We start from the raw sequence: 26280 nt of genomic DNA on the forward strand, positions 1-26280 counted from the left end.
AATAGATGCATAAAAAGAGTCACTTTTTTGCTCACATGGCGCGCATGAAGCTTATTCAACGTTGGCCACTAATGCGCAATGTACACCAGGAAAATGTTCAGGAGCACAGTTTACAGGTAGCCATGGTGGCACATGCGCTGGCGTTGATAAAAAACCGTTATTACGACGGTAAAGTGGACCCAAATCGCGTCGCGACAATTGCGCTTTTTCACGATGTTTCAGAGGTTCTCACTGGCGATTTACCCAATCCTGTAAAGTATTTCAATAACGCCATAAAAGAAGAATATAAAAAAATAGAAAAGATCGCTGAACAACGCTTGATTGATATGGCGCCTGAAGAGTTCCGCGAAGACTATGCGCAATTAATTGATCAACAATTTCACTCAGATGAAGAAGCCTTTCTGGTAAAAGCAGCCGATGTGATTTGCGCCTACTTAAAAACCCTGGAAGAGCTGGCGGCCGGGAACAAAGAATTTAAGCTCGCCAAAAAGCGAATGGATCAAACGCTCAAAGACTATCACTCTCCAGAAGTGGAATACTTCTTAGAGGCTTACGTCCCCAGCTTTTTGTTAAGCCTCGACGAAATTACCCTGGACTCAGAATAAACGAGCTCAGGCTCGTTTTTTTGATTTAGATACCGTCTACATAGAATGATTCGCGCTATCCGATATAACCATTCAAATTTACCAAGTCAAAAACTTGACCAGAAACTAAGCGCACAGTAACGTAAAGAAAAACCTCTGAGGATAAGTGTTGACTAATCAATGGCATGAGAGGCGATTTGATAATCGCACAGTGCGCGAAGGTGATCATCGCACCCCATTTCAACGTGATAAAGCCCGTATTCTGCATTCTGCAGCATTCAGACGTCTGCAATCGAAAACTCAGGTTCTAGGCATTGGCATTGGCGACTTTTATCGCACTCGGCTGACCCACTCTTTGGAAGCTTCGCAAATTGGTCAAGGTATCTCAGCCCAATTGACCCTCAAATATCCCGATCTTATGCAAGAACTCGGTCTGGACAGCACCTTAATTGAAGCTCTCTGTCTGGCGCACGATATTGGTCATCCTCCCTTTGGTCACGGTGGTGAGGTAGCGTTGAATTTTATGATGCACCAGCATGGTGGCTTTGAAGGCAACGGTCAAACTTTCAGGATTGTTACCCGGCTTGAGCCCTATACCGCTGAACATGGAATGGACCTGTCAAGAAGAACCCTTCTGGGTCTGGTTAAGTACCCCAATACCATCGATGCACTCCAAGGCGAGTACCCTCGAGAAAAAATACAAGATTTTCGCCAAGTTAAGGCGGGCCAATGGCACCCTCCTAAAGGGCTTTTCCTGGATGACATACATGCGCTTGAGTGGTTGTTATCTCCGCTGAGTAAAACTGACCGGGAATTATTCCAACAAACCCTAAGCACCCGACCTGGAGCACATAAGAAAAACCGTTTTAAGTCGTTTGACTGTTCTATCATGGAGCTGGCAGATGATATTGCCTACAGCATCCACGATTTGGAAGACGCCATTGTAATGGGGATTGTTAACCAAACCACTTTCGAACAAGAACTGCTTGGCCCTATACAGGCCATTAAAGATGCTACCTGGCTAAATAACCACTTACCTAGATTAAGCCCACTGCTATTCAGTGAGCACCCCCATGAGCGGAAAAACGCCATTGGCGCGTTGGTGAACGCCTTTATCACCAGCATTGAAGTTTGTGCCACCGATCCGGGTTTTGAAGAGCCGCTACTCAAATATAACGCTACATTTCCCGAACAATTTGAGCGCGCCCTCTCGGTGTTTAAAACTTTTGTATATCAACGTGTTATTCGAAAGTCAGAGATCCAACAATTAGAGTACAAAGGCCAATTAGTAGTTATGGAGCTATTTAATGCATTCTCCTCTGATCCAGAGCGCCTGCTTCCCGAAAATACTCAAAAACGCTGGCATAAAGCCAGAGAGAGAGGCAGTGAAATCAGGGTAATAGCCGATTACATCTCCGGAATGACAGATGAATTCGCCTCAAGGATGCATGGAAACTTGTTTTTGCCCAAAATACAGGGTATCAATCACGGTCAATTCTACTAGAATTAATTAAACGCCAGCGTCGTAATTCTGTGAATATTAAAGTTTTTTCGATTTTGGCAGACAATTAAACAGGCAATAAACAAGAATAAAATTATGGCTGAAGCTAAAACAATTGAAGATATAGAATTCGAGGTGACTTCTGTAGACAGTGAAGAAGCGCCTGAGTTTTGTATCGAAGGTATTGAGGAACAAACTTCCTCAGAGCCAGAATTTAGTCTGAGTGAAGTCACTGAAGAAGATAACTCTGCCGAAGAAGAGCTTGAATTGGTTGACGCTCCAGCAGAAATGGAGACAGCTCAACCAAAAAACACTGTTGCCTCCAGCTATTCAGACGATATTCTTAACCAACCGTCAAAGACCTCCACTACTGAAGGGAACGATACAAATTCAGCTGATGATATTGACTTAAGTGATAACGAAGCAATTGACGTGGAGCTAGATTCAGCTCTTGCTTTAAGCCACTCTGCTGGGACTTTACATATGCAGCAAGCGCACCAGTTGGAGATGTCATTACTGGAGCGAATTGATGATCTGATTCAAACTCTGCAAAAAAGAGGTCGATCGGGCAATTCTCCAGAACAACTGCCCCACAAACAATTCGCAACGGGTTTGCATTACATTAAACACGAAAGCAATCATTATCTCGGTGCCAAATGGTTGCGCAAATCAGCCATGCAAGGGCATGCAAAAGCACAGTTGTATTTAGGCATGCTGTTTTTGCAAGGCAATGGTGTTCCGAAAAGTCTATTTCACGCTTATGCCTGGTTTAGTTTAGCGGTGTGTCAGAATATCCCGGAAGCAAAAGACGCTCGCAAAAAATTAGAACGCCATCTAACTGCAAAAGAAATAAACGCCTCTCTGAAATATGCGGCTGACTTACTGGATAAAATTCATCAGCCCTAATCAGAGCGCACTGAACTTTGCTGTAAAAAGTTGGGCCGCAGACATCAACACTCACCAAAATTTTTTGAGATTTTTTAAGCCGAACCGGGTCCTATACGTATAGTGCTTAAAACAATTCGAGAAGTTTGTACCCAATATGTTGCTTAAAACTAAGTTAAAAAACACTTTGTCGGAAAATGACGTTACGGATGAAAGCGTCTTTCACAACAGGCGCAGTGTTCTCAAATCGCTGGGTTTCGTGGGCGCTGGTTCATTGCTTTCGTTACCTCGTAAGTCTGAGGCCTATAGCTGGTTTGGCGACGATGAAAAATTTGAAACCAAACCGCTTGAATTCGTCAGAAATAGTAAATATCGGGCAAGCGATAAACTCACTCCGGAATCCAAAGTCACCTCTTACAATAATTTTTACGAGTTTGGAACAGGGAAAGACGATCCAATCGAGAAGGCCCAAGGACTAACAGTCGATCCGTGGAGTTTGGTGATAGATGGTGAAGTAGAAAAACCGCTCAAGCTGAGTTATGACGATTTATTCTCCAGCTTCGATATTGAGGAGCGTATTTATCGCTTTCGCTGTGTAGAAGCCTGGTCAATGGTGATCCCTTGGTTAGGGTTTCCTTTACACAAGCTATTAAACAAAGTCGTTCCCACCACCAAAGCTCGTTATGTTGCTTTTCAAACGTTGTACAGACCCGAAGAAATGCCGGGCCAAAAAAGTCGCTTTGTTGGTGGCGGTATTGACTACCCCTATCTGGAAGGATTGCGACTGGATGAAGCAATGCACTCATTAACCTTAATGTCTGTAGGCCTATACGGTAAAACCCTTCCACCGCAAAATGGTGCACCTATCAGGTTGGTTGTGCCATGGAAATATGGTTTCAAGAGCATTAAATCTGTAGTTAAAATTACACTTACCAGTCAACAACCCCCTAATACCTGGAATATTTTACAGCCGAGCGAGTATGGGTTTTATGCCAACGTCAATCCAGAGGTTTCCCACCCGAGATGGTCGCAAGCCACTGAGCGACGGTTAGGCAGCGGAGGATTATTGGGCAGCAATCGTATTGAAACGCAAATGTTTAACGGTTACTCCGAAGTTGCGCAGTTATACAAAAACATGAATCTGAAACAATATTTCTAAGTACCATGATAAGGATATCTGCTAAACAAATCACTCTGTTCAAGACTCTCATCCATGGTTTGAACTTGGGATTCATTCTAACCTGGTACTATTGGGCATTTACCGATCAGTTAGGTGCCGACCCGGTTAAGACGATAATCCATTTTACTGGCATGGGTGCACTCAACCTATTGCTACTAACGCTTCTGGTAAGCCCGGCGGCAAGATACTTAAAACAAGCTCAGTTAGTGAAACTCAGGCGACTGTTTGGCTTATACTGCTTTACATGGGCTTTATTGCATGTAAGCAATTATATTGTTTTTGATCTGCAAATGGCCTTTGATACTTTGCTGCAAGATATTATTAAGCGCCCTTACATCACCGTGGGTTTTGCAGCCTTCATAGCGCTTTTAGCACTGGCAATAACGTCTAACCAATTCAGTCAGAAAAAACTGAATAAACGTTGGCACAGCCTACATAAAATCATTTATCCCGCTAGTCTGTTGATTGCCCTTCACTTTATCTGGTCGGTAAAAGCGCTGGATTTAGAACCTGTTATTTATTGGTTGTTACTTCTGGTGCTATTAGCAACCAGAACTCGCTTCGTTCAACGGAGGTTGTTTACTTAACTCCCCTTTAGAAATAAGTTTAAAATTTATTCAAAAATACACTTGACTGTTTATAAATACAGTATTACTGTTTTGCTATACAGTAATTCATACAGGTGTTTATTATGTTTATTATCGAAACTGAGAATCAGTCAGTTAATGCGCTTAACTCATCTTTGAGCAGCACCTCAGGCACCAGAAGGAATACTTCTGGTGCCTCTTCATCTTACAATTTTGATGAGATGGCGAAACTCAGAGCCCTATTTCTTGGCTTAATTCGACAAAAGCGTTGGATTTATTTTTTAAACGATGAGATCAAACTACGAGCCAATCACCTACCAGTGTTACAGGTAAAATTGAAGCCGCATCATTGTCAGTATGAATCTCTGCAAAAAATTATTGTTGCGGGTAACTGCAGTGCAGTTGTAGTAGAAAACAATAAACTAGATGACAAACAGCTAGAAGATATTCTGGCACTAGGAATCGCCCATAGAGTTCAGCTAATTTTGTTGGAAAATATTCAAGACAGTGAGACACTTCACTAAAGCTTTCCAGTTAATATGATGTATGCAAACTTGTTATTGTTGTAGCGGTCGTCCATTTGACACCTGCTGTAAACCGCTATTGAATGGCGTTGAACATGCCATAAACGCCGAGCAGCTTATGCGCTCTCGATATTCTGCTTACAAACTCAGCAAGTTTGATTACATCCTGGACACCTATGGTGAGGCCCAAAAAAGTCAGCTAAGCATTGAACAGTTACGGGATTCAGCACAAGACACAATCTGGATAGGACTGGATGTGGTTGGTTTTAAACCAGTCAGTGAATCACAAGCCTATGTAGAATTTAAAGCTTTCTACAAAGACAACAATCAGTTTTTTCAGATGCACGAAATATCCGAATTCGAATACCAACAAGGCTTTTGGAAATACACCACCGGACAAATGCAGGAAGATAGTGGCAAAATCAAATTGTCCCGGAATGCCCCCTGTCCATGTCAGAGCGGTAAGAAATTCAAACAGTGTTGTCTGTCTGCTGTTGGGTAAAAAACTGAAGCAAGCCAGGTTTTAATCCCGCAGAATCATGAACTAATCTAAACCTTTTTGTTTCACATCGGCGATAACATCATAAAGCAAAGTTTCATCCACCTTGATATCTTCCCCTTGCAGGTTTTTTATTTTCATTTGGGTAAACACATCACAGTTTGCCGTGACATCATCGGGAATTCGCTTAACGTCGTTATGCAGCGACAGCGGTGTGGGATGCATGTAAGCCAGCAGTTTCGCTGAAGGTAAATCATTGCGGTGGATGGCCTCAGCAAATTGCTGTTGGCGAACATAATGGGTGTTTTCTGTTTTTAGGGGAACCGCTGGATAAAAATTAAATTTTTCTATCGGAATTAATCCGACTGACTGCTGCTCGTCTTCCCCTTCTAACTTTAATCTTTGAGTTAAATCTTGTTGCATCATGGAAAGCAGCAACGCAAACTCACTTTGCGTACCATAACGCAAGGCCTTACCCAGTCCAGCCTTAAACTCAGTTTGTCGAATTTCGGGGTTAATAGTGGCTTTGGCTTGGCTTTCCATTAGTTTTCTTTAAGACTCTCTCTGTTTTAGCTTATCGACCGGCAAGGCTAAACGCTTTAATTGCAAAACTAATTTTGACGAATTGTTTACAGCAGCAATTTTTCTGCTAATATACGCCGCTCTTTTGGAGGGGTTCCCGAGTGGCCAAAGGGATCAGACTGTAAATCTGACGGCTCCGCCTTCGCTGGTTCGAATCCAGCCCCCTCCACCACTTCTTTTTTATTCGCCAGTAGTTCAAGCTTCAATAAAAACAAAAACTCGTCCCCATGGGCCTGGGTGAGAAGCAGCGCCCTGGTTAGAAAATATGGTGCTACCCACTTAAGCGGGGATCAGCATTCATCTCATTACTGAGACCTACTCTTCTCCCATTTAACCTAATCACTTATTACTAAAAGACTAAGTTTGATCCTAATTGTCCAGGAACTGCATTAAAATCAATCGCTTTGGCTGTTTTCCTTGCTTTTGTAGTCTTTCTCATTCATTTTTATCTCTAAGGTCAATAGAACTAACTTCAGCGGGTAATGCCAAAAATTAGCTTACAAGACAAAAGAGTTATTATCGTTGATGATCAACGACCTTTTTTGCTTATGCTCAAAGGCATTATCTCTAAATTGGGCGTGCGGTCTTTGCGCATCGTGCAAACAGCCGAAAGCTCAATTGCGGATTGCAAAAAGGAAAAGTTTGATGTCGTCATTGCCGATCTGCATTTAGGTACCAATAAGAAAAACGGCTACCAACTTATAGAGCAACTGCGAGTACAGAAGCTCACCAAGCCCGATACGGTATATATGATGGTCAGTGGTGACAGCCATCGCCCAGTGGTACTCGGTAGCATTGAGAGAAATCCAGACGATTATATCATTAAGCCATTTTCTCAAGCTCAGCTTATCAATCGACTTTCCAAAGCTTTTGAGAAAAAGCAAGCGCTGAAATCCATTCATCTTGAAATCTTCAAAGAAAATTGGGATGCAGCGATTCAAGCGGCGCAAACTTTATTAGGAACCGCTACCAAGTATCGTCAAAGTATCATTTTACTATTAACTGAACTCTATTGGCGCACTACTGAATACGATCAAGCTCACGCACTGTTAAGTGAAGTATTAGAGCACAAAAACCTTCCATGGGCACAAGTGGCCATGGCTCGTACCAAGCTTTTGATGGGCGAGTATGAGGAGAGTATTAAACTTGCGCGACAAATTGTCTCAGGCAGATTATTAGCGTTAGAAGGACACGATATTCTGGCAAAAAGTTACATGGCACTGGAAAGGTACCCCGACGCCATGGCTCAAATCAGATTGGCCCTGGATTTGTCTCCATTTTCCATGGAAAGACAATACATGGGTGCATCCATTGGCCGTATCAATAAGGACTACGAATTTGCTAAACAGTGTTGCAAAGAGCTATTTGAGCAGAGCAAGCGTTCTGTGCACCGTGACCTTATTCACATGTGTAATTTTGTTCGCTCGATTGTAGACATCGCAGAGAATGCCGAAGACAAAGGTAAGAAGAACAAATATCAACAAGAAGCAATGCTTACCTTACAGAGACTCAGAACCGATGAACTGGTTGTGCGTTCAGCAGATGACTTCAGTTATGACGCCTTCGCTAACTTAATGACCGGGCGAATAAACTCCCTTGATGGCAAATCAATTGAAGCAAAAAACTCTCTATCTGCCGCACAACGAGAGATCGCAGAAAAGTTTGATCAGATGCCTATGGTGCTTGCACCCGATACCATTAATCTCATGGTAAAAGTGGGCGATTTTAAGCAAGCGAAGGAGCTGACCAATGACCTGCGAGATAGCAATTACCAGATTGATGAGAATATCGAATTCTTGTTAGAACAGGTGGGCACTGAAATTGAAAGTCAAAGTGGCAAATTCGAACACTACAACCAAAAAGGACTGGACTGTTTCAATGCCGGGAAATATCAGGCTGCATTTGAAGCGTTTGGTCACGCTTTAAAATACTCACAAGTTAATGGTGACGTGGCTATAAATCTACTTCATTGCTCTAACAGATTAATGGAGCAAACTAACAAGCCTGAGTTAATCACTATTGTTGAAACCAAAAAAACGGTGAAAATGCTGGAGGAAATATCCCTAAACGAACAACAATCCACAGAATTTATAAAACTAAAATCCGATCTAAGCCAATACATGGAGCTCAAATGAAAAAACTCACTCCCCTTTTTATTTCTCTAACTGCGCTCCAGGGTTGCATCGTGATGGAAGGAAAACCATGTGAAGACATTGTAGAAGTGAAGCGCCAGGAAAAGATGTGCCAAACACTGCGCAAGCAAATGAACGACAAAAGCCACCCACAAGCGGCATTAACAGCGAAACAAAGATACGAAGAAGCTTGTGTTGATCTGCGTTACTACCGCGATGATTTTGACACCATCTGCCATAGTGATGAATCACCTGCTGGTAAAAAGAAGTAGTTTATTTAGTGGCTTTGGTGCGCCTGCCCAAAGCCGTTAGCATTGAGCCCACTACAACCAAAAAAGCTCCCAGGTAGGCTGTTTTGGTAAGATCCGAATGACTAAAAAACTGAGGGTAAATCAAAACAGCTAGACCACTGCTGAGAATGGTAAATACCGGGGCCATCGCGATGATGGCGCTTACTTTAGAGGCTTCCCACACAGACATAGCCCGTGTGAAACTGCCATATGCAACCAGCGTATTTATACAGCAAAACAGTAACGCTAAACCACTAATCCATGTTAATGCCCCAATCGATGCGACATCAGACAAAGGTAACAACATAATTGCGCCGAGGCCATAAAAAATAAGGGTCATTTGGCGGGCAGAGAAGTGTAACAACAAAAATTTCTGCAATAGCGCGTAAGCCACCCAAGTTACCGCAGCAAATACCATGATAAATACACCAACACTATACCCATCTCCAAAAGCCAGTAGCGATTGCCACTTATTATCGAAAAATAACGTAAAACCGATGATGAGTGTGACAGCGCCAAGCATTTGTAGTCGGGTAAAAACTTCTTTGAAAAACCACACTCCTCCCAACATTAGTAAAAACGGCGCGAGTTGGATAATTACCTGTGCGGTTTCAGGGTGAAGATACTCAAGACTTTTTACATAGCCCACATAATTGGCTGATAACGCCAGCCCCGCTAACAGTACGATAGCGAGTCGGCCTTGTTGGAACTGCTTCTTATCCGGCCATTGTTTTTTCAACGTAATAACACACAACACCACAAAAAAAGCGAATAAGAAACGATAGAAGCTTACTGTGATTGGATCGATCACTGTCAATGCCAGTAACATAAAGTGCGGCAATACGCCCCACATGAAAGCAGTGAGTAACGACAGAGAAAATCCGAAAACGGGTCTATTTTCCATAACAAAAGGACGAAGTGATGAGGCAGCGCAGTTTAGCAGCTTTTTATGAGATTGAAATGCTTTCTATCCGTCTTGGGACAACTCGCTAAAGTCATCGATATAGTTATCAATTTTCCGATAAAGACGTCGTTTTTGCTTTTCTGTGATAGTGGGGAAAACCTCAACAACCAAATCCGAAAACACACCTCGGTTGTGCTCTAAGTTAGCTATGTATTGAGGGTGCTGATGGATTTCCGGTTGCGTCACCAAAGAGAGAAAGTCTTGCTCAAAACTGTCTAAATCACGTTGCATCAACAACTCTTTGGCAGCGCTTTGCACAGCCCGTCGATAAGTTAACCACTCGAGTCTGTTAGGAATAACCTGTTGTGCATATTTAGCCACCAACGCTTTCTGCTCTTGGGTTAAACGACCAAAATAGTCTTGCAACTGTTCTTTGAATCGTTTCTGGAAACGCTCAGTCAGTTCTTCCTGACTCTTTTCTTTACGCTCAATTTCATCCGCGGCATTTTTTTCTTCTAGAGAAGCGAACAACTCCTCAACCTGCTTGTCATTGAGTAATTGAGCCAAACTGACAATATCCGGGGCAACGTGCTCTCGCAATCTAAGCCAGTGGTCTCGAGCTCGATTGAATTGTCCTGATACCATTTCTGACGTGATGTTTCCCTCTTGTAGCATTCGCTTCAGGTCCTGCAGATGCCTTACATAGTTTTCTAACTCGGCACCTCTATGCCAGTCATGCCATTGTGCGAAACGCTCATCAAAAGCGATTTTTTGTGGTTTGTTTAAATCGATATAATCATCGAGATACCAATGCACTAACCAGTCAAGGTTATTATAGGCAAACTGTGAGCTGCACCCGGAAAGAAGCAATAAGAAAACAACACATATTTTTTTCATCGTACATTCCCTGATTATTCAACTCAGTGTAATGGATTCGTTTTTAGTTATGTTGATATGACATAGTTTCTTACAGAGTTCTGTGGAAAACGGATTATCAATAAAATGAGGTTGTCATTTTTCTACAGATCACCATATAGTTTTACACAAGCTTGATGGCAACGAATGACAAACATGAAAAGAATAGCTGTATTGACCTCTGGCGGCGACGCTCCTGGTATGAATGCCTGTATTAGAGCCATAGTTTTAACTGCCGAACATTTTAATGTTTCTGTGATTGGCTTTCGTCATGGTTACTATGGTCTGCTCAATAGCGAACACGTGGAAATCTCCACCGATATGGTGTCCAATATCATCCAAAACGGCGGCACTATCCTCCACAGCGCACGTTGCCCCGAATTTAAAACTGAAAAAGCCGCGCTAAAAGCCGCCAATAGTCTTGATGCTCTGGGTATCGACGCTCTGTTAGTCATTGGCGGTGATGGTTCGTTTCACGGCGCCCACCACTTGCAACAATATTGGCACAAACCTGTTATCGGTCTACCCGGCACAATTGACAATGATATTTATGGCACTGATGCCACTATCGGCTATTTCACGGCCATTGAAACGGCTTTAGACGCAATCGACAAAATCAGGGACACTGCCGATGCCTTTGAACGGGTATTCTTAATCGAAGTAATGGGCCGCCACGCTGGGTTTATCGGATTAAGTGCCTCCATCAGCTCTGGCGCTGACCAGGTACTCCTTCCCGAAATTAATAACGACAATGAAGCCGCGTTTAAAAACCTGGTAGCCAGAATAGAAACCACTCGAGAGAAAAAAGGACAATGTAGCTATATCGTGGTGGTGGCCGAAAATCTCTGGCCCGGCGGAGTTACCGCGCTGGCGGAGAAAATTAACAGCGAACTCTCGATAGAAAGCCGCCCCGTAGTATTAGGCCACATTCAGCGTGGTGGCTCCCCTTCACCACAGGACCGAATTCTGGCCACAAAGCTTGGCGCTTATGCCGTCGAATGTGCCTTACAAGGAAAAAGTGGCATTATGGTAGGTGAACAAAACCAACAGTTAGTAGAAGTCTCCCTTCCCCACACCTGGCAAAACCAAAAACCCCTCGACCCATACCTGGTAAAAATCCAAACCGAATTCTTTGACATTTTGGAGTAACTACCGGCATAAAAAAGCCGCTCTATTGAGCGGCAAAGAGATGTTCTGAAGGGAACAAGAACAATACTAAATACTAATTGCTATACATTAGTTTCTGGCTATCTCGGTGGTTTCCTGAAAACGTACAGTTTGGCCTGCGCGCAAGCGCTCAGCTCCACGCACTACGACATTGTCATCACTGCGCACATCACCGATAACCTCAACTCGTTCCCCCATGCCAATGCCGGTTCTTACGGGAACTTGGTGAGCCTTATTCTCATCATCAATGATAAACACGAATGTACCAGATTGACGCAACACCAAGGCATCACGCATTACGGTCGTCGCCTCATGGGAATCGCTATGGGGCAATGCGACTCGCACGGCACTGCCGATTGGAAAATCACCGGGTTTTAGTGCAACTCGAATTTCCATCATACGAGAATTGCTATTACCCACTGGGACGATGGTACGCACTGATTCTGTTTTTTCGCTATATCGGTCTTTAACAATCACTTCCTGACCGCGAGCGATAAAAGGCGAAGCCGATAGCGGCGCTCGAATACTAGCCTCTACATTTTCAGTATCCACCACTCGCAATAAATCAGACCCCGTAGAAGTATATTCACCGGGTGTTTGAATGCGTTCAACTACCATGGCATCAAATGGTGCTTTAACCTGGGTTTGTGCTAAACGATATTCTGTTTGACGCTTGTTTAGCTTCGCTTGTTGGACTTCCTGACGTGCTATCTCAAGCTCAGAAATGATCTCATCCAGTTCATCTCTGGAGCTGTTGTTGAGCTTAGCCATCTTGCTAACGCGCCCCTGTTTGCGTTCCAGTAAATCAACACGAGATTCCCATTTGGCAATGTCTGCGGCGTTCTGATCTAGTTGCAACTGTAAAAGTTCATCATCCAGTTTCGCCAGCACTTGACCTTTTTTGACCAGGTCACCGACGTCTGCCATCCATTCAATGCGTCCGCCAACCTCTGAAGCGATATTCGAATCCGTTCGACTCATCACCGTACCGGGAACCCAAATGCGTTCAGAAACCATTTCAGTGATCACATCATCTATTTCTACCAGTGCCGGCGGAGGACCTTTTGGCTCCTCCTGGGCGACAGCAAGCGTGGATAAACTTAGTAATGCGGGTAGAGCGAAACGAGCAAAAGTTTTCATGTTACTTGTCCTGTCGATTTTATAATTTGTCATTAAGTTTTTGATTTTTTGCGGTGTGTAACACACCACCACCGATGCCCTGAGCTTTTTGCGCAGGCTTCCATGCGGCCAACTGTAGTAGCGTCGGTAAAAGTATTAAGGTAAAGATGGTGCTGACGGTCATACCGCCAACGATAACGGCAGCCATGCCTCTGTAGATAACACTTCCAGCCCCCGGGATCAGCAGTAGCGGCAACATACCAAAAATGGATGTTAGCGTGCTCATGAAGATAGGACGTAAACGCAATGACAGCGCTTGTTCCACTGCATCTCGACGCGATAGTCCCTCATCTTTTTCTGCCAGACGGGTTTGATGTACAAGCAAAATTGCATTGTTTACCACCAGACCAAGCGTGATGATAAAACCAATCATAGTGAGCAAATCTAGAGGCTGGAAGGTAACCAGGTTTAATAACTGCATCGCGATTACACCACCCACGGTTGCCAGCGGAATACTCATAACTACCATCAAACTGTCTTTGGGTGATTTAAACAAACCGGCCATTAAGATAAACAGTAATGCCATGGCAAACAGGAAGTTCTGGCTCATGGTGGAAATCACATTTTTCAAACTAGAAGCTGAACCACCGTAAGTGATAGCGCCATCTGTGGGCATCGCAGCCAGCAATTGCGGCTCAACCTTCTCCTTAACGATATTCATGGCTTCTTCAAGCGACATATTCTCAGGTGGATTGAGTGATAATGTCAGAGTGCGACGACGATCTACACGTTGAATTTGGCTCGGACCTACGGTGCGATTTACTTCGGCTAAATCACCAAACTGTACCATTTCGCCAGACGGGGTCATGATGGGGATGACAGACAGTTCTTCCGGCGTTTGCCACTTTTCTGAACGGAAGATGATATTCATACGCTTGATACCGTCAAAGTATTCGCCTACGTATAAACCATCACCCATAGTGCGCACAATGTTAGCCAAACGCGGTCTGTCATAACCTACTTCCATCATGCGCGAGTCATTGGGTATTACACTGATTTGTGGTTCAGTTTGCTCGAGCGCTGGACGCGGCTGAACGTTTGCCCCGGGGAACGCTTCCTGTAGCAAGTCCATGCCTAATACTGCGGCCGCCGCCATACCATCGGTGTCGGTAGATTGAAGGCGAATATCAATACTACGACCATTGCCAAATCCACCAAACAGATTACCTTGCATGGCAAACGCACGGGTATCTGGTAAGTCCTTTAATATCTCGTTGCGCATCAAGGTTTCCAATTCTTTAACCTTGCTTTGATCCTTCGCTCTGGCGCCAATAGTACCGCCATTAGGCCAAGTGATAATGTAGTAGTTTTTAAGGGCGGGTTCTTTCTCTCCGTCCATATAGGGCTGCAAACGCGTTACCACTAAATCGATGACTTCTTTTTCTATAAACTCGCTGCTGGCACCTTGCGGGAAGTTAAAAAAGGCATCGATAGCATCGCGTTTCACCGGTGGTAAATAATCCAATTTTGGCAGCAACATGACTGTTGCAACAAGTGGCCCTACCATTAACAGCGTGGCTATGCCAATGCGCTTTTTGTTATTAGAAGTCGCACTCATTACTACCTTAGTAATCTTATCCCAAGTTGGTCTTAATCTATCAGCGGGCATCTCCTTATTAAGCCAACGGCTCGCGGCGACAGGTAAAATGGAAACTGCGACAATAAATGAAATAATTACGGCGATTGCGATGGTCAAAGCCAAATCAGCAAACAACTGCCCCGCTACGTCTTTTAAGAAGATCACCGGGATAAAAATGGCCACTGTGGTTGCTGTAGAGGCCATCAGAGCACCGAAAACTTCTTTAGTAGCTTTCTCAGCCGCTTGCTCACTGGTCAGGTCTTTGCCTTTGTGCCGTACAATGTTTTCCAATACTACGATGGCGGCATCTAACACCATACCCACCGCAAAAGCTAAGCCAGCAAGAGAAATCACGTTGAGCGAACGCCCGGTAATTTGCAGTACAACAAAGGTACTCAAAAGACAAATTGGAATGGACAAAGCAACGATCAGTGTCGCTCTGCGCTGACGCATAAACCACCACAAAATAGCGACAGCAAGGAATACCCCCATCACCAAGTTGCTACTTACCAGATTAATGGCACGATAAATAAACACTGAAGCATCGAAAGACTGCACCATAGTCAGCTGCTGGGGATTCAGCATTGTGGTATTGATTTCAGTGATCTTCTCTTTTACTTCTAACAACGTTGCCAGCACATTGGCGTTGTTTTCCCGATCAATACGAATGGAGATTGCTGGGTTGCCATTTTGCACGCTCACGTAATTTTCATCGCCACCTTGAATACGAATATCAGCAATATCACTCAGTTTTATTGGGCTACCATTGCGCCACTCAAGAATTAAGTCGCCCATTTCTTGTGGTTGATATTTGCCTTCAAAACGCAAAGTGTACTTGCGACGACCAACATCTACAAAACCACCAGAAACGTCATTTGCAGAACCCAACAAGCGGGAAATATTAGTGATATCAATACCCAGCTCCGCTGCGCGATAGGGGTCAAAAACGATTTGGAATTCTTCAGCACTGCCTCGGCCAGATTGCATTTGCGCTCTTGAAACGCCGGGAATGGCCTCAATTTGAGGGCGAATACTCTCATCAAAATAATTAATAAACTCTTTAATGTCTTTTTGATTACCCGGTAATTTTTGCAGGAAAAAATAGGTTAAGGCTGGCTGGCCACCACCACCGCCGCCCAACATGATGTTGGGTGATAAAGCATCCCTGGGCAAAGGCGGAATTCGATTCATGCGGCTAATGACTTCAATAAGCGTTTTCTGCATGTCTGTTTCTAAACCAAACTCCAGATTAATCCAGGCATTACCCTGGTTAGCAAAAGTCGACATACTGCGCATGCCAGGTAAACCTTGCAATACTTCTTCTTGTGGCTCGAGTATTTCAGACTCTATCTCTTGCGGAGCAGCTGCTCGCCATGAGGTTTGAATGCTAATTCTTGGACGCTCAATGTCCGGAAACAGCTGCACAGGCAATTCTGAAAGGCTAAACAATCCCAGAAAGGTAATAATGCCTACGACAATGGCTACGCCGGAGGCATTTTTTAGTGCGGCTTTAGTGATATCCATAAGTGACCCGAAAGTTTTTATTAACTGCTGCCACTATAGGTCGTACAAATAAAGAAAAAAGTTTAAATCCACTAGCCGCCGATTTATCGCGATAAACTGCAAATCGGCTGAAAGATGTTACAAATCATGTTTTTACGACACATTTGACACAACTTAATAGTCAGTATGAAAAAGCGACAGGAATGAATAACTTAGAAGCTTAACAAAACCGTCTTGAGATAAAGACAGAGCAAAAAGATAACCGCTGTCCAGACAAGTAAAAGCACTATATGTTTTCCGGGTATTGCGGCTGTAACGATTTTTGTAGAATCTGAAAACCCTTTTGATCCGCTAAGTAACAAAGCAACACATACCGTTACTGCTAATCCTGCTACATTCCACCAAAACCAAAATAGCTGTGGAACTGCCAACCAAAAAAACAAATTAAGCCCCACGCCACACAAAACCGCAATATTGGCATGCATTGCTTTAGGTGGATTAGGTGTTAATGCCAGAAGGAACAAAGCCAGTATCGAGCCGTAAAACATGGATCCAACTTTATTGATGGCTTCGATAACAGTTGGCGCAATATTCCCTGCCTGAAAACTCAGTAGTAAAGTCACCCCACCCCAGAATACACCGGCAAAACGACCTGCATAGAGCTTTTGGGCTTCGCTCATTGGTTGCCCGAAACAGCGCATAAAATCATGCACTGAAACCACTGACAAGCTATTAACAGCAGAACTCAGTGAAGACATGGCAGCAGCCAGCATTGCCACAAGTAATAACCCCACTAGCCCCACAGGAAGATATTGCATAATGAAGACTGGCACTAACCAATCTGGTTTATCCAGAGGAATAAGTGCCCTGAATTCTGGCTGTTTCATCGCCAGCGCTCCGATTGTTAACCCAGCCAGGCAATAAATAAGTGTTACCGGGAATCGCACCAGGGCGGCAGTAATGATCATTTTACGCAGTTCAGGAATACTCCTGGCAGCCAGTGAGCGCTGTGCTTCTGATTGATCACAACCATAATAGGCGGCATAGAGTACAATTCCCCCCATCAGCATGGGTAATAAACCAAAGCCATTATCATCGTAACCGAAGTTTTCAAAGCGTAAAACCTGCAAACGCTCAGGATTCGTATGGGCGACAACCTCAGCCAATCCTCCGATGTGATACAAGCCAAAAGCCAGGCAAATAATTGCGCCTGCAACGATTAAAATCATTTGAATCGCATCACCATAAACCACCGCTTTCATGCCACCTACCAGGGAATAAATGAGCGTGATGACACCTATAAATAAAATACTCTGCCAGATAGCTAAGCCCATCGTGCCTTGCAGAATAATAGAAATGGCGTAAATCATAATGCCGGTAGCGAATGCCCGGCTGATTTGAAAAACCACACTGATCAAAACTCGTGTGCTAACAGCAAAACGCTGCTCCAGAAAATCGTAAACACTTAACACCCCACTTTGATGCAGCGCAGGTAATAGTTTCCACAGTAAAAACAACATGGCCAACGGCAGTGCCAGTTCGTAACTCAGCCAGACAAGCCCGCCTCCCTCTCGCAGGCCCACAAAAGCCGGTGCTGACACAAAACTAATCGCCGATAATTGCGTTGCCATTATGGATAAACTTAATGGTTGCCAGCCAAGCTTTCGTCCAGCTAAGAAGTAATCTTTTTCGGAGTTATTGGCGCGAAAGCGAAATCCCATGTAAAGCAAGGCGGCTAAATATAAGCATAGGATGAGATAATCAGGCAGAAGCATAGGACGGGATAAAATTTAAACATTTATCCCAGTATGCCTGTTCAAGTAGGAAAGTAAACTGTGCAGAAACGCACAACGCCTGTTATGCGTTAATCATTTCTTTTACACGGTCTCGGTGGCTGCGGCTGACTTTCAGTTCGGTGCCATTGTGTAATACCAGATGATACTCACCGCTAATATGGCTGATAAGCTTATTCACGTAGTTAATATTAACGATAGCACTGCGATGAACTCGCACAAAACGACGTGGATCTAACTCGTCAATGAGTTCCTTCATGGTACGGCGCATTATGTGAGTGCCGTCTTGCGCATGCACACACATGTAATCACCAGCGGCGTCTATCCATTGGATTGCATCGATAGACACGCGTGTTACTTCTGAACCATCTTTTATAGCGAGTACGGTTGGATAAGGGTTTGCCGAGATGGGCTCCCCTTCAGCGAGTTTGCGTAAAATATCCTCGCAATCATCACCGGTAAAATCGGCAATCAAGCTGGCTAGTTTTTGCTTATGCATTCCTTCCTGCGCCTGAACTAGTGTTTCTTCGACCTTTTGCAATGCTTCCCTCAAGCGCTTGTCATCAACGGGCTTCAACACGTAGTCCAATGCGTGGATATCAAACGCTTTGATGGCATAACTATCAAACGCCGTCACAAATATAATAAGCGGCAGTGGCTCACCTGATTCACGAAGCTTGTTTATGACCTGAAAACCATTCAGGCCTGGCATTTGAATGTCGAGGAATACCAAATCGGGTTTTAACTTAGGAATTTCTTCCACTGCAATGTTGCCACTTGAGCACTGCCCTATGACGTCCACTCTATCAAACGCACCTAAGCGTACTGCTAATCCTTTTCTGGCTAAGGGTTCATCATCAACGATGACAGCTTTTATCTTTCTATCCATTGTCTATTAATTCGTAAGGTATTCTAATGCTAACTTTAACGCCTGTGGGGTCATTGTGCGACACCACAAACGAATAATCTTGGCCATATAGCGAATGCAAGCGCTCTTGAATGTTGGTCAATCCAACACCGTTAGTGCGATGCAACTGGCCATTCACTATGTCAGCTCCAGGCCCATTGTCGGCCACTTCCAACAGCAGATCGCGGCCAAACAAACGGGCGGCAATACAAATAACACCGCCCTGTTCCATTTTAGAAATGGCATACTTGATGGCGTTTTCTACCAAGGGCTGCAAAATCAAACTGGGTACTAATGCTTTGCTGGTGCCATCATCCACCTTCCATTGCACGTCTAATCGTTCGTCAAAGCGTACTTTTTCAATGTCAAGATACAAACCAAGCGCCTGAACTTCTTGTTCCAACGGCACTTTTTTAATGGGATCTTTATCCAGAGAATAGCGCAAAAAGTCACTCAAGCGACTAACCATCTGTTCAGCTGTTTGATTTTCTTTCACTAAGATCAGGGTAGAAATAGCGTTCAATGTATTGAATAAAAAATGTGGATTAAGCTGATAACGCAACATTTTGATATGTGCCTGATGCGCCATTGCACTGGATTTTAGCGCGTTTTGTTTCTCTTTTTGTAGTAATTGGTAGTTCTTAATACCGAAGTACAATCCCGTCCAACACATCAAAATAAAGAAGGAGTTTACCGCGCCATTAAAATAGTAATACCACTCATCAGGTCGCCAACCATGTTTGTAAATTTCCCAAACGTGGAGATTCTTAAGCACTTGCCATAACAGGGAAATCAAAAAACAGGAAAGTAGTACTGAGAATAGCACTAATAAAGGCTGAAACGTCGCTACTTTCCTGTAGATATAGCGCAATGGGATACTTATCAAGCAGCCTGCTATCGCATTAAGCACAATGACAAAAATCCACACGGCACGCATGTCATGCAAAAAAGAACCAACATAATAGATCAGCGCAAACCCGGCCCAGCCACCAATGTGCAAGGTCCAAAATAGACGCTCTCTATCTTCGAATAGTTTTTGCCAATTAATCAAAAGACCGTTCCGTTCATTAAGATGGGCAAATTATACGTTATCTGACAAGCAATGGCTTGCTACTAGTCTTACGACAAACGCAATTGGTCGCAATTTCAGGTAAACAATCGCTTAATATTCGATACCTAAACGCTTAAGCCAGTGTCCCCACCACCAAGCAGGTCCTATCAAGAGAAACTGTAGGTCTTTGAAAAATGAGGGCTTCTTACCTTCAATATGGTGCCCCACGAATTGCAAAATCCACATTACTACAAACAATACCAGGCTCAGTTGCCAAATATTAACCCCCTGAAGGTACAGTGCCTCGATACTCATAAAAACAGCAATAGTGAGTAATGTCATGGCAGCCCCAATAGGACCGGATAAACGGAAGTAGTAGTACAAAACCGGTATTGCCAGCACGTGGGCAAAAGTAATATCCATCAGTACTAAAAATTCAGGTACAGGAATAGACCAAATCAAAGCGATGGTCACCCAATAGATGGAAGGTACCGCTATGGCGTGAATGAGAATATTCGTTTTATTCTGATGGCTTTCGCCATACTCGTTGAGGAGCGTATCAATCTGTCGTGTTTCGATTTGCTGAATCATAGAAATGTTAATTTTTTGTTATTATTCTACGCCAGCATAAATTATGAACAGTCATGTAGCAATAGTGATTTTCAGGGGCTCACCATTAATCTATCCAGTAAAGCTTCTGTATAGTGGTTTTTCTCTTCGAACCGCAATCCATAATAAAAATAAAGTTCATCCATTCTGATATTCATAATTTCTGATTTAAATCGGAAGTCCTCTTGCTGACCGGGGGCACTCACTTCAAGCATAATGTGTTTATCTTCGATTTTTTCTCGTCCTTTTCTGGTTACCCCTACCCGACAACCACTGGCAGAAATATCCAGGATCATCCCCTCCGCGAGTTTATTTTTATGTTCAGCGGAAATATTACCTCGCAGTGCATTTAGCTCACAGGGCACCCGAATTTGAGCGCGTTTTTCCGCTCTTAACCCTTGTATTTGAACAGCTTCTGGGTAATTCACCCAAACTGCGTGTATGGGTGACATTGTGATTGCTCTGACTTTACTTTTAAAGGCGATGATTTCCCCGGTTTCTTCCAGTACCAAACGCACGATAATATTGCTATCAACATACAAACCGTCGCGCAATGGTCCGAACTTTTTTTCATCCGGAAATTTGAATATCAAAATTTTTCTACCATCTGCACCGATGAACTCTGAGCGAACTCGCTTTACAGTGGTGGGGAAACTCAGTTGAAAGTCGACAGCTAAACCGGGTTTGATGGAGCGCAACTTATTTATATCTGCACTGGATAGTTTTTGTCGGGAGGCCAGTATCGCCATAGTTTTGCTAATACTCTGTTGAAAATCACAAGGTTTTTACTTCACAATTGCAACTATGCGTTATTACCGAGCTCGACTCAATATCAAATTGGATCATGAATTAAGAACTCGGTATATTTTGCACCACAATCAAATGGTCATTCTAATTAATCATCAGTCCTTCGGAGCACCATGCACCCTGCAAACAAACCACTTCAGTATAAAATCGCTATATCCTCTATTTCTCAGCATGTGTTTGATGTTGAACTTGAAATAGACAACCGCCAATACGACACACTCAATTTGTCTTTACCTACCTGGATACCTGGAAGCTATATGGTGCGGGACTTTGCTAAGAACATTCTGCAAATCTGTGCTCTAAATGAAAAGGGAAACACGTTAGCGATTGAGCAGAAGGATAAACAAAGTTGGCAAGTGAGCACCGAAGGCGAAAAAACCATAATAGTTTACAAAGTATATGCCTTCGACCTGTCCATACGCGCCGCTTTTCTGGACAGTGAATTTGGATTTGCCAATGGCACCAGTGTTTTCTTGCAGGTTGATGAGTTTAAAGACCAACCATCAGACGTCTATATGGTGGAGGAAGGCAGCCCCGCTTCATGGCACCTTTATACAGCCATGCCCGGCAAGCAAATAGACGAGCGTGGTTACGGCCACTACGAAACTAGTAGCTATGCCGACTTAATAGAGCATCCACTGTTATATGCACAAGCAGATACCATTTCATTTGAGGTTCAAGGCATTGAGTTTAAGATGGTTTTGGCGGGTGGGCACAATGCCGACCTGGAAAGAATAAAAACGGACCTTGAAAAAATCTGCCAACATCACCTTAAATTATTCGGCAATGATTTAGGTATAAAACAATACGTTTTTCAAACCTTACTCTCTGAATCTGATTTTGGTGGTCTGGAGCATACTCACTCAACGGCACTGCTATTCAGTCGCAATGACCTACCTGGTTTAGCGCAAAGGGATACTATGACCGATGGCTATCGCTCCTTTTTGGGCTTGTGTAGCCATGAATTATTTCATACCTGGCATGTCAAGCGCATCAAACCTAAAACCTATTTAACTCCTGATTTATCTAAAGAGTGTTATTCAGAACAGCTTTGGATATACGAAGGCTTTACATCTTATTACGATGATTTTAGCTTGTTGCGCTCTGGCATCATCAGTAAAGAAAGTTATCTAGAGCTGTTGGGGCAAACTCTCACCCGGCTTCAAAGAACTCAAGGGCGAAAGGTACAAACCGTGACCCAATCGAGTTTTGAGGCCTGGACTAAGTTTTATAAACAGGATGAAAATGCCATCAATGGCATTGTTTCTTATTATATTAAAGGAGCTGTAATTGCCCTTTGCCTGGATTTATTGATCAAACAATCCAGCAAACACATCTACAGCCTGGATTCCGTGATGCGATTTCTATGGAAGCACTATGGCAAGGAGTTATCTGGTACAGACGACAATGTAATACAGCAAGTGTTGTCTGATGGCCTGGGACTTGACCTTTCTCAGTTTTTACACAGTGCTTTGTACACAACGGATGAGCTTCCCTGGCAAGCCTTGCTGGATGAATTTGGCGTTACAACCCATTTCAGAGCGCGAACTGGCATAAAGGATATTGGCGGAAAACCTTCTCAAACTTCTGATAACTGTATCGATTTAGGGATGGCTTATTCCTCAGAGCCTGCAGGCATATTGGTTCAGCAGGTTACTAATAACAGGGCAGCAGAAAAGGCCGGATTGCAAAAAGGCGACCGATTAGTTGCGCTTAATGGCTGGGAATTAAAAGGCAAAAGCCTGGAAACCGAGTTGGCCAAATTTGAATTGGGACAGAAGGTACCACTTACACTATTTCGCAGAGGCAAGCTAAAGCAACTGGACTTTACCGTTTATCCTGCTGAAAAAGATACGATTTACTTAACCATTGAAAATGAAGAACTGGCGCAACACTGGTTAGGTTAAGGTCATAGTTGAAGATGCGAAAAGCGAATATTGTGATTGAATTTGATGGGGCTGGCCCCCATCGAAATAGCTTTTGTTATTCCGCAGTATCGGGTTGAGCAGGCACAAGTAATTGGGGGTCAACGCGCTTTTCAAACCAGTTCATGCGCCAGTCTAAATGTGGTCCTGTAACTCGGCCAGTAGCACCAATTTCAGCGATCAAGTCGCCTTGTTTTACCCTTTGTCCCACTTCAACGTGCCCTTTGCTCAAGTGCAAAAAGGTAGAGGATACGCCATAACCATGATCAATAATCAAAGTTCCACCTGAATAGTACATATCCGGCACAAAAAGGGTCACAAGCCCATCGGCAGGTGCATAAACCGGTTGTCCCACAGGTCCCGCCACATCAACGCCATAATGGGGTCTTCGGGGTTCCCCATTTAATATTCTGCGACTGCCATAAACACCAGAAATAGGACCGACTGCCGGCCAGATAAAATCTTGAGCAAAGGCGGTATCTATTTCAATGCGATCTCTCGCCTGTCTGACCATTTGTGAATCTTTTCTGATCCTTGCCAGGGTAGATTCAGGGGGTGTCACCATTTTTGGTGGTAAACCGTCAATGTGTTGTTCTTGATAAATGCGCTTATCCAACACCAACTCTTTGCTTGATTCAGTGCCATCTGGCGTGTGCCAGCGCAATTGCCAGTGCAATTTATCGTCACGTGAGAAGCCAATAGCAAACTCCCCGGTATCAGCTACCTGGATCTCTCTATCATCTAACCAAAGCTGACTGCCGGGTGTTAACTGCCCTCTTAATAAGCTACCCTGAACAGCCTTGCCTTTGAGTTCTAGTGCACTAGCATGGATAACCCAAAACGATAGAAGCAGTGCGGCAAATGGTTTAAGCATAAGCAATGGCTCCCTTACCTACCCCTTCGAAAGCAACGATCTCAACTTTAGAGTCCGGCGTCATGCGCTGTTGTTCATTTGCCAGATATTGCGCCAGACACTCCACTGTGGAATCAGTTTCCACTAATTCCGTTTCGCTTTTGGGAATGATGAGTTCAAATTCGCCTTGGGAGGACTCGTAAGCAAAATAATAGTAGTCACCTTCAGGAGCGATTGGTTGCAAACCTTTAGACAATTGCTCAGGTGTTACACAGTCTTCCGTAGTGCCTATGTATATATCACTCCAGCGATTTGCCCAATACCGTTGCCACTTCTCATCAAACCTATCATCCAGCTTCACCAATATTTTAGAACGATGTCCATGGGCAATGCGCTGACAATTACCGTCATGCTTTTTTAACCCGTGGGTATAATGATAATAGGCGCCATCGATTACCTCAGTGCGCAATGACAAAGTGATATCGTCGACGTTTTCAGGCAGATGAGTGGCGATGATTTCTTTCAAATATTGGCTCACCGACTCCATAGTAATCTCTTGCGTATAGATAAATGCGTAGGCTTCCGGTGGACAACTCAACATGATCTGTTTACCCGGGCGCTCAAAATTGACAATCACGTTGTCATTGTTATGTTGATTGCCCAGTCGAACATAGCTGTGCTCAGCAGGCACCAATAGCTTGTGATCAACATATTCGTCTATCAGATACTTCAGCTCTTTTTTAACCTTGCCGAAATCCAACACCATACTTTCTTCGTTCAGTGCACCGTTTAGTATCACATCGACGATCCAACTTTCTCCCACCATGCCCCTTTTAGGACAAAGATATGAAAAATCCATTACGGTCAGATCGTTTACAAATAAATGCATTATTAAATATTTACCTTAATTTGGGGCCTGACAGGCTTCTATTACTGCTCATTATACTTGCCAACACGCGCAACGAAAGTTAATCCTTCCACTTATTGAGCTGGTCTTTCAAATTAGGCGGCACGCCTTTAATCATCAAGGTGTCGGTTTCCGGATTATAAGCCACACGGTCGCCCAACAACTTGCGTTCAAAGCTCACACTGATCCCGCCACCTTGCCCGGTGAATTTACTCAGGGTTTTGATACTGCTTTTATCTCCCTGAAATGCACTTTCTAAAGCTTCTTCAGCCTGTTGTGTAAAGGCGTGAAAGTCTTGGGTTTGGTCGGCCATCGCCAAGGTTTTTGCCACGTCTTCAACTACTATGTCTTCGCCTGAATCTATTTGTTCTTTGTAATAGGTGGCTAATTCTTCTCGCTTTTGTTGCTTCTCTTCCGGAGCAAATTGCTCGGTTTCCATGTACTGCTCAACTTTATCCAGCAATAATTTATTCTGCTGCTTAATATCTACCTCTTCTGCGCAGCCCAAGAAAATCATGAAAAAATCGGAGATTTTTCGTCCCGCCCGGCCCTTGATAAAACTGATATAACGATTCAGTTCTGGTGTTGATTGATACTGGGATAAATCAATTCGAGCCGCCAGTTGCATCTTGGCCAAATCAAGGTGATTAGAAACCGTGAGATTCAATTGCGGATTAATTTCGACATGCTCTTTGGTATCCAGAAGTGCCACCATCAGATAATCCGTTGCCAGATACTGGTATTGTGCAACCACAACAAAACCCGCTTCGGGTGTCCCGGTCTCCACCATGGCGTTTACCAGTCTGTCGCAAAGCTGCACCGAAAATGGCAAAAAGCCACTGTCACCGGCAATCAAACCAGCGAGTAACCTTTTAAACTCTTGCTGTTCTTCATCCTCAACAAATCCGCCAATGCCTTTAACTGGTTTGTTGTTATAACTTTGACTTAGCTGCTGTACAAATAGCTCGATATCGGCCCCCACATCAAACAGATCGTTACGCGCTTTTACAGCGAGTTTCTCTCCATCATTGACAAGTTGATGCACGACAAAGTGATTTATTATTGCTGACATGAAATTCCTGAGAAATCAAAAAAGTTAGTCTAAAACATAACCGCGCAGTAGCTAAAGCATGGTTATTGTTCAGGTTAATGTAAAAATGCGTTACCATTTTACACAAGCAGTAATCTGGATGTAACCATGCCACAACAATCTAAATATTCTAACGAGCAATTTGAGAACCTGTTTCAAGACATCATAGTCGCACTGGAAAAGCACAACCCCTCTCCCGATTTAGCTATGATGGTGCTTGGTAATAGCCTCACCCACGTACTTACCACACAAGTTGCTGAAGATATCCGTACAGAAATGGCAGAAAAGTTTTGCCAGGTGCTATTAAGTAGCGTAAAAAAGTAACAG

Annotated in this window: 25 protein-coding genes and 1 tRNA gene; 13 read left to right on the top strand and 13 right to left on the bottom strand. The window is 43.7% G+C overall.

Annotation, left to right across the window (positions count from 1 at the left end):
• Nucleotides 1–5: 5 nt before the first annotated feature.
• The 7 genes from yfbR (at nucleotide 6) to AABA75_RS11560 (ending at nucleotide 5763) form a co-directional block, all read left to right on the top strand.
• Nucleotides 6–605 (top strand): 5'-deoxynucleotidase, encoded by a 600-nt coding sequence (gene yfbR / locus AABA75_RS11530; protein ID WP_338292753.1) that lies wholly within the window; start codon nucleotides 6–8, stop codon nucleotides 603–605.
• Between the two features lie 145 nt (nucleotides 606–750).
• Nucleotides 751–2088 (top strand): anti-phage deoxyguanosine triphosphatase, encoded by a 1338-nt coding sequence (locus AABA75_RS11535; protein ID WP_338292754.1) that lies wholly within the window; start codon nucleotides 751–753, stop codon nucleotides 2086–2088.
• A gap of 93 nt (nucleotides 2089–2181) precedes the next feature.
• Nucleotides 2182–2991 carry a tetratricopeptide repeat protein gene (locus tag AABA75_RS11540; protein ID WP_338292755.1) on the top strand — a complete coding sequence of 270 codons (810 nt, stop codon included), beginning with the start codon at nucleotides 2182–2184 and terminating at the stop codon, nucleotides 2989–2991.
• Nucleotides 2992–3127: 136 nt separating this feature from the next.
• Nucleotides 3128–4129 carry a protein-methionine-sulfoxide reductase catalytic subunit MsrP gene (gene msrP / locus AABA75_RS11545; protein ID WP_338292756.1) on the top strand — a complete coding sequence of 334 codons (1002 nt, stop codon included), beginning with the start codon at nucleotides 3128–3130 and terminating at the stop codon, nucleotides 4127–4129.
• A 65-nt stretch (nucleotides 4130–4194) separates the two neighbouring features.
• Nucleotides 4195–4737 (top strand): protein-methionine-sulfoxide reductase heme-binding subunit MsrQ, encoded by a 543-nt coding sequence (locus AABA75_RS11550; RefSeq protein WP_338292757.1) that lies wholly within the window; start codon nucleotides 4195–4197, stop codon nucleotides 4735–4737.
• Nucleotides 4738–4841: 104 nt separating this feature from the next.
• Nucleotides 4842–5261, top strand: coding sequence for a hypothetical protein (locus tag AABA75_RS11555; RefSeq protein WP_338292758.1), 420 nt, complete (start codon nucleotides 4842–4844; stop codon nucleotides 5259–5261).
• A gap of 22 nt (nucleotides 5262–5283) precedes the next feature.
• A complete protein-coding gene (locus AABA75_RS11560; protein ID WP_338292759.1) occupies nucleotides 5284–5763 on the top strand; it encodes a YchJ family protein in 480 nt (159 codons plus the stop codon).
• Between the two features lie 42 nt (nucleotides 5764–5805).
• Here AABA75_RS11560 and AABA75_RS11565 read toward each other — a convergent pair whose 3' ends face one another.
• Complete coding sequence (locus tag AABA75_RS11565; RefSeq protein WP_338292760.1) at nucleotides 5806–6303, bottom strand: VC2046/SO_2500 family protein; 498 nt, start codon at nucleotides 6301–6303, stop codon at nucleotides 5806–5808.
• A gap of 126 nt (nucleotides 6304–6429) precedes the next feature.
• Here AABA75_RS11565 and AABA75_RS11570 point away from each other — a divergent pair.
• The 3 genes from AABA75_RS11570 (at nucleotide 6430) to AABA75_RS11580 (ending at nucleotide 8746) form a co-directional block, all read left to right on the top strand.
• Nucleotides 6430–6514: transfer RNA gene (locus AABA75_RS11570), tRNA-Tyr, on the top strand.
• 310 nt (nucleotides 6515–6824) lie between these two features.
• Nucleotides 6825–8477: a response regulator gene (locus AABA75_RS11575; protein WP_338292761.1), complete on the top strand. Its 1653-nt coding sequence runs from the start codon at nucleotides 6825–6827 to the stop codon at nucleotides 8475–8477.
• Entirely contained in the window at nucleotides 8474–8746 is a 273-nt protein-coding gene (locus AABA75_RS11580; RefSeq protein ID WP_338292762.1) for a hypothetical protein, read from the top strand. The genes AABA75_RS11575 and AABA75_RS11580 overlap by 4 nt, the downstream gene beginning before the upstream one ends.
• A 1-nt stretch (nucleotide 8747) precedes the next feature.
• Here AABA75_RS11580 and AABA75_RS11585 read toward each other — a convergent pair whose 3' ends face one another.
• A complete protein-coding gene (locus AABA75_RS11585; RefSeq protein ID WP_338292763.1) occupies nucleotides 8748–9668 on the bottom strand; it encodes a DMT family transporter in 921 nt (306 codons plus the stop codon).
• 63 nt (nucleotides 9669–9731) lie between these two features.
• Nucleotides 9732–10565 carry a DUF6279 family lipoprotein gene (locus tag AABA75_RS11590; RefSeq protein ID WP_338292764.1) on the bottom strand — a complete coding sequence of 278 codons (834 nt, stop codon included), beginning with the start codon at nucleotides 10563–10565 and terminating at the stop codon, nucleotides 9732–9734.
• Nucleotides 10566–10739: 174 nt separating this feature from the next.
• On the opposite strand from AABA75_RS11590, the gene AABA75_RS11595 reads away from it, so the two are divergent.
• Nucleotides 10740–11732 (top strand): ATP-dependent 6-phosphofructokinase, encoded by a 993-nt coding sequence (locus AABA75_RS11595; protein ID WP_338292765.1) that lies wholly within the window; start codon nucleotides 10740–10742, stop codon nucleotides 11730–11732.
• 87 nt (nucleotides 11733–11819) lie between these two features.
• Here the strand turns inward: AABA75_RS11595 and AABA75_RS11600 are convergent, their stop codons facing one another.
• The 7 genes from AABA75_RS11600 to AABA75_RS11630 all read right to left on the bottom strand — a co-directional run bounded on the left by AABA75_RS11600 (nucleotide 11820) and on the right by AABA75_RS11630 (nucleotide 21120).
• Nucleotides 11820–12890, bottom strand: coding sequence for an efflux RND transporter periplasmic adaptor subunit (locus AABA75_RS11600; RefSeq protein ID WP_338292766.1), 1071 nt, complete (start codon nucleotides 12888–12890; stop codon nucleotides 11820–11822).
• 19 nt (nucleotides 12891–12909) lie between these two features.
• A complete protein-coding gene (locus AABA75_RS11605; protein ID WP_338292767.1) occupies nucleotides 12910–16032 on the bottom strand; it encodes an efflux RND transporter permease subunit in 3123 nt (1040 codons plus the stop codon).
• A 191-nt stretch (nucleotides 16033–16223) separates the two neighbouring features.
• Nucleotides 16224–17732, bottom strand: coding sequence for a sodium:solute symporter family transporter (locus AABA75_RS11610; RefSeq protein ID WP_338292768.1), 1509 nt, complete (start codon nucleotides 17730–17732; stop codon nucleotides 16224–16226).
• A gap of 136 nt (nucleotides 17733–17868) precedes the next feature.
• On the bottom strand, nucleotides 17869–18693 hold the full coding sequence (locus AABA75_RS11615; RefSeq protein ID WP_338292769.1) for a LytR/AlgR family response regulator transcription factor: 825 nt from the start codon (nucleotides 18691–18693) through the stop codon (nucleotides 17869–17871).
• Entirely contained in the window at nucleotides 18686–19759 is a 1074-nt protein-coding gene (locus AABA75_RS11620) for a sensor histidine kinase (RefSeq protein WP_425325601.1), read from the bottom strand. The genes AABA75_RS11615 and AABA75_RS11620 overlap by 8 nt, the downstream gene beginning before the upstream one ends.
• A gap of 114 nt (nucleotides 19760–19873) precedes the next feature.
• Nucleotides 19874–20353, bottom strand: a complete 480-nt coding sequence (locus tag AABA75_RS11625; RefSeq protein ID WP_338292771.1) for a DUF962 domain-containing protein — start codon at nucleotides 20351–20353, stop codon at nucleotides 19874–19876.
• Nucleotides 20354–20424: 71 nt separating this feature from the next.
• Complete coding sequence (locus tag AABA75_RS11630; RefSeq protein WP_338292772.1) at nucleotides 20425–21120, bottom strand: flagellar brake protein; 696 nt, start codon at nucleotides 21118–21120, stop codon at nucleotides 20425–20427.
• A gap of 171 nt (nucleotides 21121–21291) precedes the next feature.
• Between AABA75_RS11630 and AABA75_RS11635 the strand changes: the two genes are divergently transcribed.
• Nucleotides 21292–23085, top strand: a complete 1794-nt coding sequence (locus AABA75_RS11635; protein ID WP_338292773.1) for a M61 family metallopeptidase — start codon at nucleotides 21292–21294, stop codon at nucleotides 23083–23085.
• A 76-nt stretch (nucleotides 23086–23161) separates the two neighbouring features.
• Here AABA75_RS11635 and AABA75_RS11640 read toward each other — a convergent pair whose 3' ends face one another.
• The 3 genes from AABA75_RS11640 to yejK form a co-directional block, all read right to left on the bottom strand.
• Nucleotides 23162–23977, bottom strand: a complete 816-nt coding sequence (locus AABA75_RS11640) for a M23 family metallopeptidase (protein WP_338292774.1) — start codon at nucleotides 23975–23977, stop codon at nucleotides 23162–23164.
• Complete coding sequence (locus AABA75_RS11645) at nucleotides 23970–24845, bottom strand: 6-carboxytetrahydropterin synthase (RefSeq protein ID WP_338292775.1); 876 nt, start codon at nucleotides 24843–24845, stop codon at nucleotides 23970–23972. The genes AABA75_RS11640 and AABA75_RS11645 overlap by 8 nt, the downstream gene beginning before the upstream one ends.
• 79 nt (nucleotides 24846–24924) lie before the next feature.
• Nucleotides 24925–25935, bottom strand: coding sequence for a nucleoid-associated protein YejK (gene yejK, locus AABA75_RS11650; RefSeq protein WP_338292776.1), 1011 nt, complete (start codon nucleotides 25933–25935; stop codon nucleotides 24925–24927).
• A gap of 126 nt (nucleotides 25936–26061) precedes the next feature.
• On the opposite strand from yejK, the gene AABA75_RS11655 reads away from it, so the two are divergent.
• A complete protein-coding gene (locus AABA75_RS11655; protein ID WP_338292777.1) occupies nucleotides 26062–26277 on the top strand; it encodes a DUF1414 domain-containing protein in 216 nt (71 codons plus the stop codon).
• The last annotated feature ends 3 nt before the right edge of the window (nucleotides 26278–26280 follow it).

The organism is Planctobacterium marinum (assembly GCF_036322805.1).
Classification (GTDB): domain Bacteria; phylum Pseudomonadota; class Gammaproteobacteria; order Enterobacterales; family Alteromonadaceae; genus Planctobacterium; species Planctobacterium marinum_A.